Raw genomic sequence first — 16,099 nt, forward strand, 5'->3', positions numbered from 1 at the left:
CACCGACTCGTCCAGCAGCCCGGCCGGAGCCGTCAGCGAGAGGGTGAGTTCCGGCCCGTCCGAACGGTCGAGTACCACGCCGCCCGCCTCCAGCTCGTGCGCGAGCGCCATGGCCGGGTCGGCGGAGCCGCCCAGCGACGATTCCCCGGCGGGCCGCCACCCGGCGCCGTCCTCGGCGGTGAAGCGGCCCAGGTAGTTGAACCCGATCCGGGCCCCCGGAAGCCCGGCCAGCACCGGCCCGGTCTCGGGATTGAGACGACGCAGCATCCCGTAACCCAGACCATCGGCCGGAACACCCCGCACCTGCTCCTTCACCCGCTTGATCAACACCCCCGCCCCGGCACCGCCCCCGCGCACCCCCGCCAGATCGATGCCCGACGGGTCCAACCGCACCGGATGCGCCGCCGTGAACCACCCCACCGTCCGCGACAGATCCATGTCCGGCGCCAACGCCTCCCGGCCATGCCCCTCGACATCCACCAGCATCCCGGCCGAAGCATCCCCGCCCCGATCCCCGCGCCGCTCCGCCACCGCCGCCACCAGCCCCGCCAGCAGCACCTCATCGACCCCGGCATGGAACAGCGCCGGAACCCGCCGCAGCAACGCCGAACCCACCTCACCCGGGACCTGCCGGACGGCACGGTTCGTGCCCGCGGCGACGGTGTCCCGCGCCGGATCCAGCGGACGGTCCCCGATCAGCGGGTCCGGGCCGTCGAGGATCCGCGTCCACTCCGGCAGCTCCCCTGCACGAACCTCGCTCACGGCCTGCGCGGACAGCTCCCGCGCCCAGCGCCGGAACGACGTCCCCACCGGCTCCAACCCACCCGGATCGGCATACGCCGCCGCCAGATCCGGCAACAGCACCCGCCACGACACACCGTCCACCACCAGGTGATGCACCACCAGCAACAACCGGCCCTCGACCTCCGAACCGGCGTCGAACCACACCACCCGCACCATCACACCCGCCCGCGGATCCAGCCGCTCGGCCTCGCGCCGCACCTCCCGTTCGATCAGGCCGACCGGCACGTCCCGCCCGGACACCTCGACCCTGCGCGGCCCGGCCACGGCGCCGCCCGGCGCCGGAACGTCCAGTTCCCACCCGCCGTCCGGGGCCCGCCTCAGCCGCGCCCGAAGCATGTCGTGGTGATCCACGACCGCGCGCACGGCCGTCTCCAGACGGTTCCGGTCGAGGCCCGCCGGCACCGTCACCAGCATCGACTGGCTGAACGGCCCGGACAGCGCCGCGGCGCCCGACCGTTCGAGGACGTCGCGCATGACCGGCGTCAGCGGCACGGCACCCGTTCCCGTGCCCCGCTCGGCGGACGGCTCGGCCGTCTGCCCCCGCTCGGCCGCGCGCGCGAGCGCGGCGGGCGTGCGCAGCTCGAACACCTGCCGCGCGGACAGCGCGAGGCCCGCCCGGCGCGCCCGCGACACCACCAGCATCGACATGATCGAGTCGCCGCCCAGCGCGAAGAACGAGTCGTCCGCACCGACCCGCTCCAGCCCCAGCACCCCGGCGAAGACAGCGCACAGCAATTCCTCGTCCGGGGTGGCCGGGGCGCGGCCGCTCGCCGCGCCGCCGAAGTTGTGGGCGGGCAGTGCGGCCCGGTCGAGCTTCCCGTTCACCGTGACGGGCAGGGCGTCGAGCCGCACGAACGCGGCGGGAACCATGTGGTCGGGCAGCCGCGCGGCGGCGAACTCCCGCAGTTCCGCCTCATCGGCGTCACCGACGATGTAGGCCACCAGGTGCTTCACGCCCGGCTGGTCCTCGCGAGCGATCACAGCCACCTGGACGACGCCCTCATGCGCGGCAAGGACGGCTTCGACTTCGGCGGGCTCGATCCGGAACCCCCGGATCTTGACCTGCTCGTCGGCACGCCCCGCGAACTCCAGGACGCCGTCGCCGGTCCAGCGGGCCAGGTCGCCGGTGCGGTACATCCGGCCCGCGACGAAGGGGTCCGCGACGAACCGCTCACCCGTCAACGCCGGACGCGACGCATACCCGCGCGCCAGACCATGGCCCGCGAGGTACAACTCACCCACCACGCCCGGAGGAACCGGGGACAGCCGCTCGTCGAGCACGTAGGCGCGGGTGTTGTCCATCGGAACCCCGATCGGCAACGACGCCGGAACCCGGTCACCGGCCCCGAAGGCCAGATGCGTCGCGAACGCGGTCGCCTCGGTCGGGCCGTAAGTCGTCCGCACCACCAGCCCCGGGTGGGTTCGCAGCAGGGCTTGCACCGCCGCGGACGACACCACGTCCCCGCCCGTCGACACCTCACGGACACCCGCGAAGATCTCCGGCGACTGCTCCGCCAGCACCCGGAACAACCCCGCCGTCGCATGCACGTTCGTCACCCGATGCCCAGCGATCAACGCTCCCCGCTCGGCCGCATCCAGATCACCCGACGGCGCGACCACCAGCCGACCACCACGCAGCAACGGCGTCCAGATCTCGAACGTCGACGCATCGAACGCATGATTGGCCTGCACCAGGACGGATTCCACGACATCGTCCCGCCAGGCGGTGTCGAGGCAGAACGCCGCGACGTTCCCGTGCGTGACCGCCACACCCTTCGGCACACCCGTCGAACCCGACGTATACATCACATACGCCAGATCCTCCCCCCGGATGTGAACACGCGGGTTCTCCTCCACCGGCTCGAACACATCCTCACCGGTGACCACCACCGACACCCCCGCCTCCGCCACGATCGACGCCAGCCGCTCCTCCGGGTGCGAGACATCCAGCGGCACATACGCCGCACCCGCCTTCAACACACCCAGCAACACCGCCACCAACTCCGGCGACCGCTCCATCCGCACACCCACCAACGACCCACGCACCACACCCCGACCGACCAGGCCACGCGCCACACCGTTCGCACGAGCGTTCAACTCCCCATACGTCCACACCACACCGCCCGCGACCACCGCCACCGCATCCGGCGCCCCCGCCACCCGCTCCTCGAACAACTCCACCAACGACACACCCGCCACCGGACGAGACGTGTCGTTCCAATCGCGAACCACCCGCCGCCACTCCTCGGGCGACAGCAGTTCGAGGTCCCCGACCCGAACGCCCGGATCGGCCGACACCTGCCCCAGCACCCGCACCACACGGTCCAGCAGCACTCGGGCCGTCGCCTCGTCGAACACGTCCGGCCGGTAGTCCAGCCGCAGTTCGCCGTCCTGCGGCATCACGCCCAGGATCAGCGGGTAGTGCGCCGCATCGCGGGCACGCATGCCGGTGACGTCGAGCCCTGACGCGTCGGACGGCAGGTCGGCTTCGGGGAAGTTCTCGTAGACGAGAAGGCTGTCGAAGGCGGCGCCCGGCCCCGCCAGGCGCTGGATCTCCGCCAGCCCGAGATGCTGATGCGGCAGCAGCGCCGACTGCCGCTCCTGCAACCCCGCCAGCAACTCCACCACCCGGCACCCCGGATCCAGCTCCACCCGCACCGGAACCGTGTTGATGAACAACCCCAGCATCCGCTCCACACCCGGCAACTCCGCCGGACGACCCGACACCGTCGCCCCGAACACCACATCCCGCCGACCCGCCAGCACCCCCACCAGCACCGCCCACACACCCTGGAACACCGTGTTCAACGTCAGACCGTGCGCACGAGCCACGTCCCGGAGGCTCTCGGCGAGGTCGGGAGGGATCGGCGTGACGACGTGGTCGGGAGCCTGCTCACCGGCGCCGGACGGCACGACGTGCGTCGGCTCGACGGCCCCGGCCAGCTCGTCCGTCCATGCCGTCCGCGCCGCCTCCGCGTCCTGACCGTCCAGCCAGGCCAGGTAGTCGCGGTAGGACGTCGCCGCGGGCAGGGCGCTCGCGTCACCGCCCGCCGCGTACACCTGCGACAGCTCCTGGAACAGCAGCGGCAGCGACCAGCCGTCCAGCACGATGTGGTGCATCGTCAGCACCATGAGGTGCCGGTTCTCCGCCAGTTTCGCGAGCAGGACACGCAGCAGCGGCGGATCCGTCATGTCCAGGCGCCGGGCGTGCTCCCGGCCGGCGAGCCGGTCCGCCTCCGCTTCTGCGTCCTCCCCTAGGTGGGACAGATCCACTTCCCGCCACGGGACGCGCACATCCGGTGCGATTACCTGGACGGGACGGGCCCCGGTCGGCTGCCGGAAACCTGCGCGCAGGCCAGGGTGCCGGTTCAGGAGCGCCTGCCACGACGCCCGCAGCGTCCGCGCGTCCAACGGGCCCGCCAGTTCGAGGGAGCGCTGCTCCACGTAGACGTCCCGGGTCCCGTCGTATCCGGCGTGGAAGAGCAGTCCCTCCTGCAGCGGTGACAGCGGCCATACGTCGGCCGGCTCGGGCGAGGCCGCCTGCAGCTCGTCCACCTGCTCCTGGTCCAGCGCCACCAGCGGGAAGTCCGACGGTGTGTGCCCGCCGGCGGCCGGGTCGGCGGCGTGCGCGGCCAGGCCCCCGAGCATCGCCGCCCAGCGCCCGGCCAGGTCGTCGAGCATCTCGGTGCCGGTGCCGCTCAGCCTGAGGGTGAGTTCCGGCCCTCCGGGCAGGTCGTGGACGAGCGCTTCCGCGTCGAGGACGTGCGGCGGAGGGCCGTCGACACCGCCGACGGCGCCGAGCCCGCCCCCTACCGGGAGCCACGCGCCGTCCTCGGCGGTGAAGCGGCCCAGGTAGTTGAACCCGATCCGGGCCCCCGGAAGCCCGGCCAGCACCGGCCCGGTCTCGGGATTGAGACGACGCAGCATCCCGTAACCCAGACCATCGGCCGGAACACCCCGCACCTGCTCCTTCACCCGCTTGATCAACACCCCCGCCCCGGCACCGCCCCCGCGCACCCCCGCCAGATCGATGCCCGACGGGTCCAACCGCACCGGATGCGCCGCCGTGAACCACCCCACCGTCCGCGACAGATCCATGTCCGGCGCCAACGCCTCCCGGCCATGCCCCTCGACATCCACCAGCATCCCGGCCGAAGCATCCCCGCCCCGATCCCCGCGCCGCTCCGCCACCGCCGCCACCAGCCCCGCCAGCAGCACCTCATCGACCCCGGCATGGAACAGCGCCGGAACCCGCCGCAGCAACGCCGAACCCACCTCACCCGGCACGGTCAGGCTGACCTCGCGGAGTTCGCCGCCGAGCGCCTCCGGTTCCACCGGCTCAGGGTCGGGGCCGTCAACGATCTGTATCCACGCCGGCAGCTCCCCTGCACGAACCTCGCTCACGGCCTGCGCGGACAGCTCCCGCGCCCAGCGCCGGAACGACGTCCCCACCGGCTCCAACCCACCCGGATCGGCATACGCCGCCGCCAGATCCGGCAACAGCACCCGCCACGACACACCGTCCACCACCAGGTGATGCACCACCAGCAACAACCGGCCCTCGACCTCCGAACCGGCGTCGAACCACACCACCCGCACCATCACACCCGCCCGCGGATCCAGCCGCTCGGCCTCGCGTTCCGCGAGGCCGACGAGCGCCGACTCGTCCAGATCCGTCGCGTCCACCCGGCGGACGCACGCCCGGGCCGGCATCGCCTCGTCCGAGCCCGCGGGCGGCACGACGAGGTTCCAGGCCCCATCAGCGGAACCCTCCACCAACCTGGCGCGCAGCACGTCGTGCCGGTCGAGGACGGCCTGCACCGCCGCCACCAGCCGCTCTTCCTCCAGCCCGGCCGGAACGCCGACCCGCATCGACTGGCCGAACCTCGCGGCCGGGCCGGCCGGCCCCGACCGTTCGACCGACTCGAGCATCACCGGTGTCAGCGGGACGGTGCCGCTGCCGACGTCTTCGGCCTGGTCCGCCCCGCCCGCCCTGACGGGCACCGCCGCACGCGCGAGCCCGGCAGGTGTCCGGTGCTCGAACACCTGCCGCACGGAGATGACCAGGCCCGCCCGGCGCGCCCGCGACACCACCAGCATCGACATGATCGAGTCGCCGCCCAGCGCGAAGAACGAGTCGTCCGCACCGACCCGCTCCAGCCCCAGCACCCCGGCGAACAGCCCGCACAGCAGCTCCTCGTCCGGGGTGGCGGGCGAGCGGCCGGTGGCTTCCGCGGCGAAGTCCGGGGCGGGCAGTGCGGCCCGGTCGAGCTTCCCGTTCACCGTGACGGGCAGGGCGTCCAGCCACACGAACGCGGCGGGAACCATGTGATCTGGCAGCTTGACGGCCGCGAACTCCCGAAGCACGGTCCCGTCCGCGTCACCGACCACGTAGGCCACGAGACGCTTCACACCCGGCTGATCCTCCCGAGCGATCACAGCCACCTGGACGACGCCCTCATGCGCGGCAAGGACGGCTTCGACTTCGGCGGGCTCGATCCGGAACCCCCGGATCTTGACCTGCTCGTCGGCACGCCCCGCGAACTCCAGGACGCCGTCGCCGGTCCAGCGGGCCAGGTCGCCGGTGCGGTACATCCGGCCCGCGACGAAGGGGTCCGCGACGAACCGCTCACCCGTCAACGCCGGACGCGACGCATACCCGCGCGCCAGACCATGGCCCGCGAGGTACAACTCACCCACCACGCCCGGAGGAACCGGGGACAGCCGCTCGTCGAGCACGTAGGCGCGGGTGTTGTCCATCGGAACCCCGATCGGCAACGACGCCGGAACCCGGTCACCGGCCCCGAAGGCCAGATGCGTCGCGAACGCGGTCGCCTCGGTCGGGCCATAAGTCGTCCGCACGACCAGCCCCGGGTGGGTTCGCAGCAGGGCTTGCACGGCCGCGGACGACACCACGTCCCCGCCCGTCGACACCTCACGGACACCCGCGAAGATCTCCGGCGACTGCTCGGCCAGCACCCGGAACAGACCGGCCGTCGCATGCACGTTCGTCACCCGATGCCCAGCGATCAACCGCCCCCGCTCGGCCGCGTCCAGGTCGCCCGCAGGCGCGACCACCAGCCGACCACCACGCAGCAGCGGCGTCCAGATCTCATACGTCGACGCATCGAACGCATGGTTCGCCTGGACCAAGACGCTTTCCACGACCTCGTCCCGCCAGGCGGTGTCGAGGCAGAACGCCACCACGTTCCCGTGCGTGACCGCCACACCCTTCGGCACACCCGTCGAACCCGACGTGTACATCACATACGCCAGATCCTCCGCCCGGATGTGAACACGCGGGTTCTCCTCCACCGGCTCGAACACGTCCTCACCGGTGACCACCACCGACACACCGGCCTCCGCCACGATCGACGCCAGCCGCTCCTGCGGATGCGAGACATCCAGCGGCACATACGCCGCACCCGCCTTCAACACACCCAGCAACACCGGCACCAGCTCCGGCGACCGCTCCATCCGCACACCCACCAACGACCCACGCACCACACCCCGACCGACCAGGCCACGCGCCACACCGTTCGCGCGAGCGTTCAACTCCGCGTACGACCAGGACACACCGCCCGCGACCACCGCCACCGCATCCGGCGCCCGCACCACACACTCCTCGAACAACTCCACCAACGACACACCCGCCACCGGACGAGCCGTGGCGTTCCACCCCTCCACCACCAGCCGCCGCTCCTCGGGCGACAGCACCTCGACATCCCCGACCCGAACATCCGGATCGGCCGACACCTGCTCCAGCACCCGCACCAGCCGACCCGACAGCGCACGAACCGTCGACCCGTCGAACAGATCGGCCGCGTACTCGATCGCGCCCGTGAGTCCCGCGGGCGCGCCGGACCCGTCCCGGCGTTCGGCGAGCGTGACGGCGAGGTCGAACTTGGCGGGCAGCGGCACGGCCGGCAGGGGCCGGACGTCCAGGCCCGGCAGGTCCCAGTTCGCCGCCGGAGCGTTGTCGAGCGTGAGCATCACCTGGAACAGCGGATGCCGCGCCAGCGACCGCACCGGGTTCAGATCCTCGACCAGCCGCTCGAACGGGACGTCCTGGTGCGCGAACGCCGCCAGGTCCGTCTCCCGGACGCGGGCCAGCAGCTCGGCGAACGTCGGGTCGCCGCTCACGTCCGTCCGCAGCACCAGCGTGTTCAGGAAGAAACCGATGACGCCCGCGAGGGCGGTGTCGGAGCGGCCGGCGATCGGGGTGCCGAGGGGGAGGTCGGTGCCCGCGCCGAGCCGGGTCAGCAGCACCGCGAGCGCGGCCTGCGCCACCATGAACATGGTGCCGCCGTCGCGCCGTGCGATGTCGGCGAGCGCGGCGTGGACGTGCGGTTCCACCGTCAGCGGCACGAGCCCGCCCCGGAAGGACGACCGGGTGCGGCGCGGCCGGTCGGCGGGCAGGGCGAGTTCCTCCGGGAGCCCGGCGAGGGTGTCGCGCCAGTACCGGAGCTGGGCGGCGATCACGCCGTCCGCGTCGTCCGGGTCGCCGAGCGCGTCCCGCTGCCACAGCGCGTAGTCGGCGTACTGGACGGGCAGCGGCGGCAGGTCCGGGGCCCGGCCCGCCTTCCGGGCCGTGTACGCGGTCCGCAGGTCGCGGGCGAGGACGTCCAGAGACCAGGCGTCCATCGCGACGTGGTGCGTGGTCACAACGAGTACCGACTCGTCCGGCGCCACCGTCAGCAACCGCGCCCGCCACGGCAGTTCACGGGACAGGTCGAAGCGGCGCGCCACCTCCGCGGCGATGGCGTCGTCCAGCCCGACCGGGGCGGCGTCGGCGACGGTCAGGAGGGGGCGTCCCGCCACGCCGTGCAGGATCTCCTGGCGGGCTCCGCCGCCGTGGTCGGGGAACAGGGTGCGCAGGCTCTCGTGCCGGTCGGCGACGTCGCCGAGGGCCGCCTCCAGCGCCGGGGCGTCCACCTCGCCGGACAGCCGCAGGGCCACCGGCACGACGTACCCGGCGCCGGCGCCCGACTCCTCCAGCCGGTTCAGGAACCACATGCGCCGCTGCGCGGACGACAGCGGGACGATGTCCGGGCGGGGGCGGGCCGTGAGCGGCGCCAGTTCGGCGGGGGCGCGGTCGCCGGCCAGCAGCCGCGCCACGCCCGCGACGGTCGGTGCGGTGAACAGGTCGCGGATGGCGATCTCGGCGTCCAGCACCGCGCGGATCCGCGCGATCAGCCACATGGCGAGCAGCGAGTCGCCGCCGAGCGCGAAGAACGAGTCGTCGACGCCGACCCGCTCGACGGCGAGGACCTCGGCGAACAGGCCGCACAGCGCCTCTTCGGCGGGGTTCGCCGGGGCGCGGCCGGCGGCCGGGCCGGGTGCGGCGGAGGTCGGCGCCGGCTCGCCGGCGCGGCGGCCCGCGCGGACGAGTTCGCCGCCGGCCGTCCAGTACGCCAGGTCGCCGGTCCGCCGCATCCGCCCGCCGGTGAACGGGCAGGCGACGATCAGTGCCGCGGCCGGCGCCGGTCCGTCGCCCGCGGGTTCCCCCGCCGGGCCGCCGCCCGCGACGTACAGTTCGCCGGTCACACCGGGCGGGGCGGGCCGGAGGAAGTCGTCCAGGACGTACACCTCGGCGCTCCCGGCCGCACCGCCGCGGTTCCATTCGGTCAGGACGGCCCGGCGTTCGGCCGGGGTGAGGACGTCGAGCGCCGCGAGCGGGCGGCCGGGGTCGGCGGCGAACCCGTCCAGGATGCGCAGCAGCCGCGCGACGAGGGCCTCGGCCGTCGCGGCGTCGAACTGGTCGGGCCGGTACTCCAGGCGCAGGGCCGGCCGGTCGCCGGGGGTGAGGGCGAGACTGAGCGGATAGTGCGCGACCGAGTTCTCCGTCACCTGCCCGGTGACCGGCAGCCCGCCCGGCCCGGGGGCGGCGTCCGGGTAGTCCTGTGACACCACGATCGTGTCGAACATGGCGCCGGGCCCCGCCGCCCGCCGGATGTCGGCCAGCCCCAGATGCTGGTGCGCGATCAGCCCGGCCCGCTGCTCCCGGAGGTCGGCGAGCAGTTCGGCGACCGGCCGCGCGGGGTCGAGTCGGGCGCGCACCGGGACGGTGTTCATGAACAGCCCGACCATCTCCTCGACGCCGGGCAGCTCCGGCGGGCGGCCCGCCACCGTGGTGCCGAACACGACGTCGCGGCGGCCGGTGAGCGACCCGATCAGCACCGCCCACGCCCCCAGGACAACCGTGTTCAGGGTGAGGCCGTGCCGCCGGGTGAGCGCGCGCAGCGCGTCCGCCGGCGCCCGGTCCGGCACCGCGGTCACGTGCTCCGGCGGGACGGCCGGCGCTTCGGCGCCCGCACCCCCGGGGGCGGCCTCCGTCGGCTCGCCCACCCCGTCCAGCGCGCGGCGCCAGGCCGTCCGCGCCGCGTCGCGGTCCTGCCGGTCCAGCCAGGCGAGGTGGTCGCGGAACGGCCGCGCCGGGGGCAGCGCCGCCGCGTCCCCGCCGGCCGCGTAGATCGCCGACAGCTCCCGGAGCAGCACCGGCACCGACCAGCCGTCGACGACGATGTGGTGCAGCGTGAGGATCAGCCGGTGCCGGTCCGCGCCGAGCCGCGCCAGCAGCATCCGGCCGAGCGGCGGCGCCGCCAGGTCGAAGCGCTCCGCGAGGTCGGCGGCGGCGAGCCGGTCCGCCGCGGCCTCCGCCGCGGCGCCCCGTCCCGTCAGGTCCGCCTCCCGGAACGGCGCCGTCACCCGCCGCTCGATCGCCTGGACGGCGCGGCCCGTCCCGGGGTGCCGCCGGATGCCGGCGCGCAGGCCGGGATGCCGGTTCAGCAGCGCCTCCCAGGACGCGCGCAGCAGCGCGGTGTCGAGGGGGCCCGCCAGGTCGAGGACGGTCTGCACCAGATAGACGTCGCGGGCCCGCTCGTCGTAGCTGGCGTGGAACAGCAGTCCCTGCTGCAGCGGCGACAGCGGCCACGCGTCGACGACGTCCGGCCCGAGTTCGGCGAGCTGCTCGCCGGTGAGGGGCGCGAACGACGGCTCGGCGGGCTCGCGGGCGAACCCGCCGTCGGCGGGCGCGGTCTCGGCGGCCGCCGCCAGCCGGGCCGGGGTGCCGTGCTCGAAGACCTGCGCCAGCGTGATGTGGACGTCCGCGCGGCGCGCCCGCGCCACGACCCGCATCGCCATGATCGAGTCGCCGCCCAGCGCGACGAACGCGTCGTCCGCGCCCACCTCGGGCAGGTCCAGCACGTCCGCGAACACCCCGCACAGCGCGGTCTCCGCCGGGGTGGCGGGCGCGCGTCCCCGCACCGGGGCGGTGTCGGCGGGTGCGGGCAGCGCCGCCCGGTCCAGCTTCCCGTTCGCCGTCACCGGCAGCGCGTCCAGGATCATCACCGCGGCGGGCACCATGTACTCCGGCAGGCGCCCGGCCGCGTGCGCCAGCAGGTCCGCCTCGGTCACTCCGGGCGCGCCCGGCCCGGACGGGCCCGCGGGCACCGCGTATCCGACGAGCCGCCGCACGCCCGGCCGGTCCTCCCGGGCCAGCACCACTGCTTCCCGGACGCCGGAATGGTCCGCCAGCGCGGCCTCGACCTCGCCCGGCTCGATCCGGAACCCCCGGATCTTCACCTGGTCGTCGTTGCGGCCCTCGTAGCGGACCGAGCCGTCCGCGGTCCACCTGGCCCGGTCGCCCGTCCGGTACATCCGCCCGCCGGGACCGTCCGGCCCGGTGAACGGGCAGGCCACGAAGCGTTCCGCGGTCAGCGCGGACCGCCCGGCGTAGCCGCGCGCGAGCTGCACGCCCGCCAGGTACAGCTCGCCGGGCACGCCCGGCGGCACCGGGCGAAGGAACTCGTCCAGCACGTACACGCGGGTGTTCCAGACCGGACGGCCGATCGGCACGGTGTCCTGGCGGACGTCCGGGGCGCACGTCCACGCCGTCACCTCCACCGCCGCCTCCGTCGGGCCGTAGAGGTTGAGCAGCGGTAGGGGCAGCATCCGGTGGAACCGCTCCACCAGGTCCGGTGGCAGCGCCTCCCCGCTGGCCAGCACCCGCCGCAGGCTCCGGCACCGGTCCGCGACCCGCTCGTCCAGCAGGAACGCCCGCAGCATCGGCGGGACGAAATGGACGACCGTGACGGCCTCCCGCTCGATCAGCCCGGCGATGTAGGCCGGGTCGCGGTGGCCGCCGGGACGGGCGACGACCAGCCGGGCGCCCGCCAGCAGCGTGCCGAAGAACTCCGGTACCGACACGTCGAAGCTCATCGGCGTCTTCTGCATCACCCGGTCGCCGGGCGTCAGCCCGTGGACGCCCTGCAGCCACGCCAGCCGGTTCGCGATCGAGGCGTGGGAGACCTCCACGCCCTTCGGCGTGCCGGTCGATCCGGACGTGTAGATCACGTAGGCGGGGTGGGCGGGGCGCAGCGGCACGGCCCGGTCGGCGTCCACCGGCGGCGCCGCGGAGCGGGCGGCCAGCGCGGCCCGCACGCCGGGATCGTCCAGCACCAGCACTTCGGCGCCCGCCACGGCCGCCGCGGTGTCGCCGGTCGCCACCACCACGGCCGGGGACGAGCCGCGGAGCAGCAGCGCCGTCCGGTCCGGCGGCGCGGACGGGTCCATCGGCACGTAGGCGGCGCCCGCCTTGACGATCCCCAGCAGCGCCACCACCAGATCCGCCGACCGCTCCAGTGCCACACCGACGCGGCGTTCCGGCCCGACGCCCCGCGCGATCAGCTCGTGCGCCAGCCGGTTCGCGCGCGCGTCCAGCTCCGCGTACGTCAGCGAACGGCCCTCGAACACCACCGCGACCGCGTCCGGGGTCCGCGCGACCTGCGCCTCGACCAGCTCGGGGAGGGTGCGGGCGGGAACGGGGCGGGCGGTGTCGTTCCAGTCCTTCACGACCCGGCGCGCCGCGCGCTCCGGCAGGAGGTCGATCTCCCCCGCGCGGGCACCGCCCGCCAGGGCCGCGATGTAGCCGGCGAACGCGCGCCCGTCGGCCGCCCGGTCGCCGCCGCCCGCCGCGCACCGCACCCGCAGCCCGCCGCCCGCCGGGCCGCCGCGCACCACGAGCGACAGCTCGCCGGGCGGCCCCGCCGCGAGCTCGCGCGCGACGGCGGGCACGCCCGCGAAGTCCAGCTCCCGGTCGTCCAGGACGATGTCCACGACGGGGCCGAAGAACGGCCGTCCGCCCACCGGCCAGCGGAGTTCCCGGCGCAGCTCCTCGCCCCGGTACCGGCCGTGCCCGGCGGCGTCCCGCAGCGGGCCCGCCAGCCGTGCCGCCAGCTCCGGCAGTGTCGCGGCCGGGTCCACGTGCGCGCGGACCGGCAGCACGTTCACGTCCGCGCCCGGCGCCGCCGCCGCCAGCGGCCCCACGCGGCCGGGCAGGCACACCCCGAACACCACGTCACGGACCCCGCCGCGCCGCGCGAGATACGCCGCCGCGGCGGCGACCAGCACCACGTCCGGCCCGGTGCCGCCGCGCTCCGCGATCTCCCGGACCCGCTCCTCGACGGCCGCGCCCACGGGTTCCCCGCCCGCCGCCGCGCCGCCGGGCACGGGCGCACCGTCCAGGGCGGGCGGGTGGGGGACCGGTTCGGGACGGTCGGCGTAGGCGGCCGTCCAGTACTCGCGGTCGCGGGCGTGGTCGGGCGAGTCGCGGTAGGCGTCCTCCTCGGCGAGGACGTCCGCCGGTGCCGGGAAGGGCGACGCGGGGGCGGCGGTGCCCTCGGCGAGCGCCGTGTAGAGCCGCGCGACGCGCCGTTCGAGCAGGGGCCGGGCGTGGCTGTCGAGAAGGATCGGGGCGTACCGCTGGTACCACAGGCAGCGGCCGTCGGCCGTGCGGAGCACGGCCTGCGCGAGCGGGCCGGCGGGGCGGGCCCGCTCGGCGTCCGCCCACGCGCGGGCCGCGGCGTCCGGGTCGGGTTCGGACCGCAGGTCGACGACCGTCGCGTCCGGCTCGCCCGGCAGCGGGACGAGCCGGGGACCGGCGGGCGTCTCGCGGACGGCGACGTGCAGCCCCGCCTCCATGACGGCCGCGCGGACGGCGCCCGCGAGCCGCTCGGCGTCCACCGGCCCGGCGAACTCGACCAGGCCCGCGACATGGTGGGCCGTGCCCGGCGCGCCGAGCCGCCCGCCGAGCCAGACGTGGTACCGGGCCGCGGACGGTCGACGGCCGTGCATGCCTTCAGTCATCGGTGCTGCCCTCATCTGGTACGACCGGGTAAGCCGGACTTCACCGGCGCGGAGGCGGACCCATCGGCGGACCCATCGGCGGGCCCATCGGCGGGCCCATGCCCGGGCCGGGCGGCGGCCCCATGCCGGGGCCGGGCGGCGGGCCCATGCCCGGACCGGGCGGCGGCCCCATGCCGGGGCCCGGAGGCGGCCCCATGCCGGGGCCCATGTGGGGGGCTCCGGCGACGGCGGGCTCGGGAAACCGGTCACGGTCCGGGTCGGGACGCGCCGCCGCGAACTGCGTGCGGCACAGCTCGGCGTACAGGCCGCCGGCGTCGAGCAGCTCCTCGTGGTCGCCCCGCTCGATGATCCGGCCGTCGTCCACCACCAGGATCTGGTCCGCCTCCCGGATCGTGGACAGCCGGTGCGCGATCACCAGCGACGTGCGTCCCCGCAGCGCGGTGCGCAGCGCCCGCTGCACCTGCGACTCCGACTCCGAGTCCAGGTGCGCGGTGGCCTCGTCCAGCACCACCACCGGCGGAGCCTTGAGCAGCAGCCGCGCGATCGCGACCCGCTGCTTCTCGCCGCCCGACAGCCGGTAGCCGCGCTCCCCCACCACCGTGTCGAGGCCGTCGGGCAGCGCGGCGATCACGTCCCAGATCCGTGCCGCCTCGCACGCGTCCCGCATGTCGTCCTCGGTGGCGTCCGGGCGCGCGTACAGCAGGTTCGCGCGCAGCGTGTCGTGGTACAGGTGGGCGTCCTGGGTGACCATGCCGACCGTCTCGCGCAGCGAGTCGAGGGTGAGGTCGCGGACGTCCTCCCCGCCGATCCGGACGGCGCCCGAATCGACGTCGTACAGCCGCGGCACCAGATGCGTGATCGTGGTCTTGCCCGCGCCGGACGGCCCCACGAGCGCCGTCATCCGGCCCGCCGGGGCGGTGAACGTGACGTCCCGCAGCACCGGCGGGTTCTCCGCCCGGTCGGGTGCCGGCAGCGCGATCGATTCCAGCGACGCCAGCGACACGTCCGCCGCCGACGGGTAGCGGAACGCGACGCCCTCGAACGTGATCTCCGGGGCCGTCGCGGCGCCGTTCGCGGCGGTGCCCCGCGCGGCGGTGACGGGGCGCGCGTCCGGGCGCTCGGCGATCAGCGGCTTCAGGTCCAGGACCTCGAAGACCCGGTCGAAGCTGACCAGCGCGGTCATCGCGTCCGCCTGCATGCCGGACAGCTGGTTGAGCGGGGCGAACAGCCGGGTCAGCAGCGTCGCCATCGCCACCAGCGTGCCGATCTGCACCGCGCCGTCGATCACCAGGGCGCCGCCCAGCCCGTACACCAGCGCCGTCGCCAGCGACGCCAGCAGCATCACCGAGATCAGCATCAGCTCGGCGTACACCGATGTCACCACGCCGATGTCACGGACCCGCGCCGCGCGCCGCGCGAACACGTCCGCCTCCTCGTCCGGGCGGCCGTACAGCTTCGCCAGCAGCGCGCCCGTCACGTTGAACCGCTCGTGCATGAGCGAGCCCATCTCGGCGTCCTGGTGCATCGACTCGCGGGTGAGCCGCTGCAGGGGGCGCCCGACCAGCCGTCCGGGCAGCAGGAACAGCGGCAGCATCAGCACCGCCACCAGCGTGATCGTCCACGACAGGTAGAACATCGTGCCGAGCACGAGCAGCAGCGTCAGCACGCTCGGGACGGCCATGGACAGCAGCGAGGTGACGGCCTGCTGCGCCTGGATGACGTCGGTGTTGAGCCGGCTGACCAGCGCCCCCGTCTGCGCGCGGGTGAAGAACGCGAGCGGCTGCCGCTGGACGTGCCGGAACACCTCCGTGCGCAGGTCGTAGATGAGCCCCTCGCCGATCCGGCCACCCAGCCGCGCCGCCGCGAGCTTGCCGAGCGCGTCCGCCAGGGACAGGACGGCGGCGGCCACCGCCACCCACACCACGACCCCGGTGTCGCGCGGGATCACGCCGTCGTCGATGATGACCTTGAAGAGCAGGGGGATCGCGACCGTGACCCCCGCGCCCAGGACGGTGACTGTCAGCAGGACCAGCGCGAGGCCGCGGTACGGCCGGACGTAGGGCAGGATCCGCCGGAAGGTGCCGGGACGGACCCGTTGCCGGGTCACCTCCTCGCCCCCCATCCCGCGGATCATCACGGGTCCCGGGCC

The 16,099-nt window shown here is 74.7% G+C and carries 1 protein-coding gene and 1 pseudogene; both read right to left on the reverse strand.

What is annotated here, in order from left to right:
- Positions 1 to 24: 24 nt before the first annotated feature.
- A pseudogene (locus tag F7P10_RS43230) lies at positions 25 to 13,965 on the reverse strand (amino acid adenylation domain-containing protein); the annotation flags it as partial.
- 25 nt (positions 13,966 to 13,990) lie between these two features.
- Entirely contained in the window at positions 13,991 to 16,072 is a 2,082-nt protein-coding gene (locus F7P10_RS10095; protein WP_254716524.1) for an ABC transporter ATP-binding protein, read from the reverse strand.
- Positions 16,073 to 16,099: the final 27 nt, after the last annotated feature.

Origin of the sequence: Actinomadura sp. WMMB 499, assembly GCF_008824145.1 — a bacterium.
In the GTDB taxonomy this organism is placed as follows: Bacteria; Actinomycetota; Actinomycetes; order Streptosporangiales; family Streptosporangiaceae; genus Spirillospora.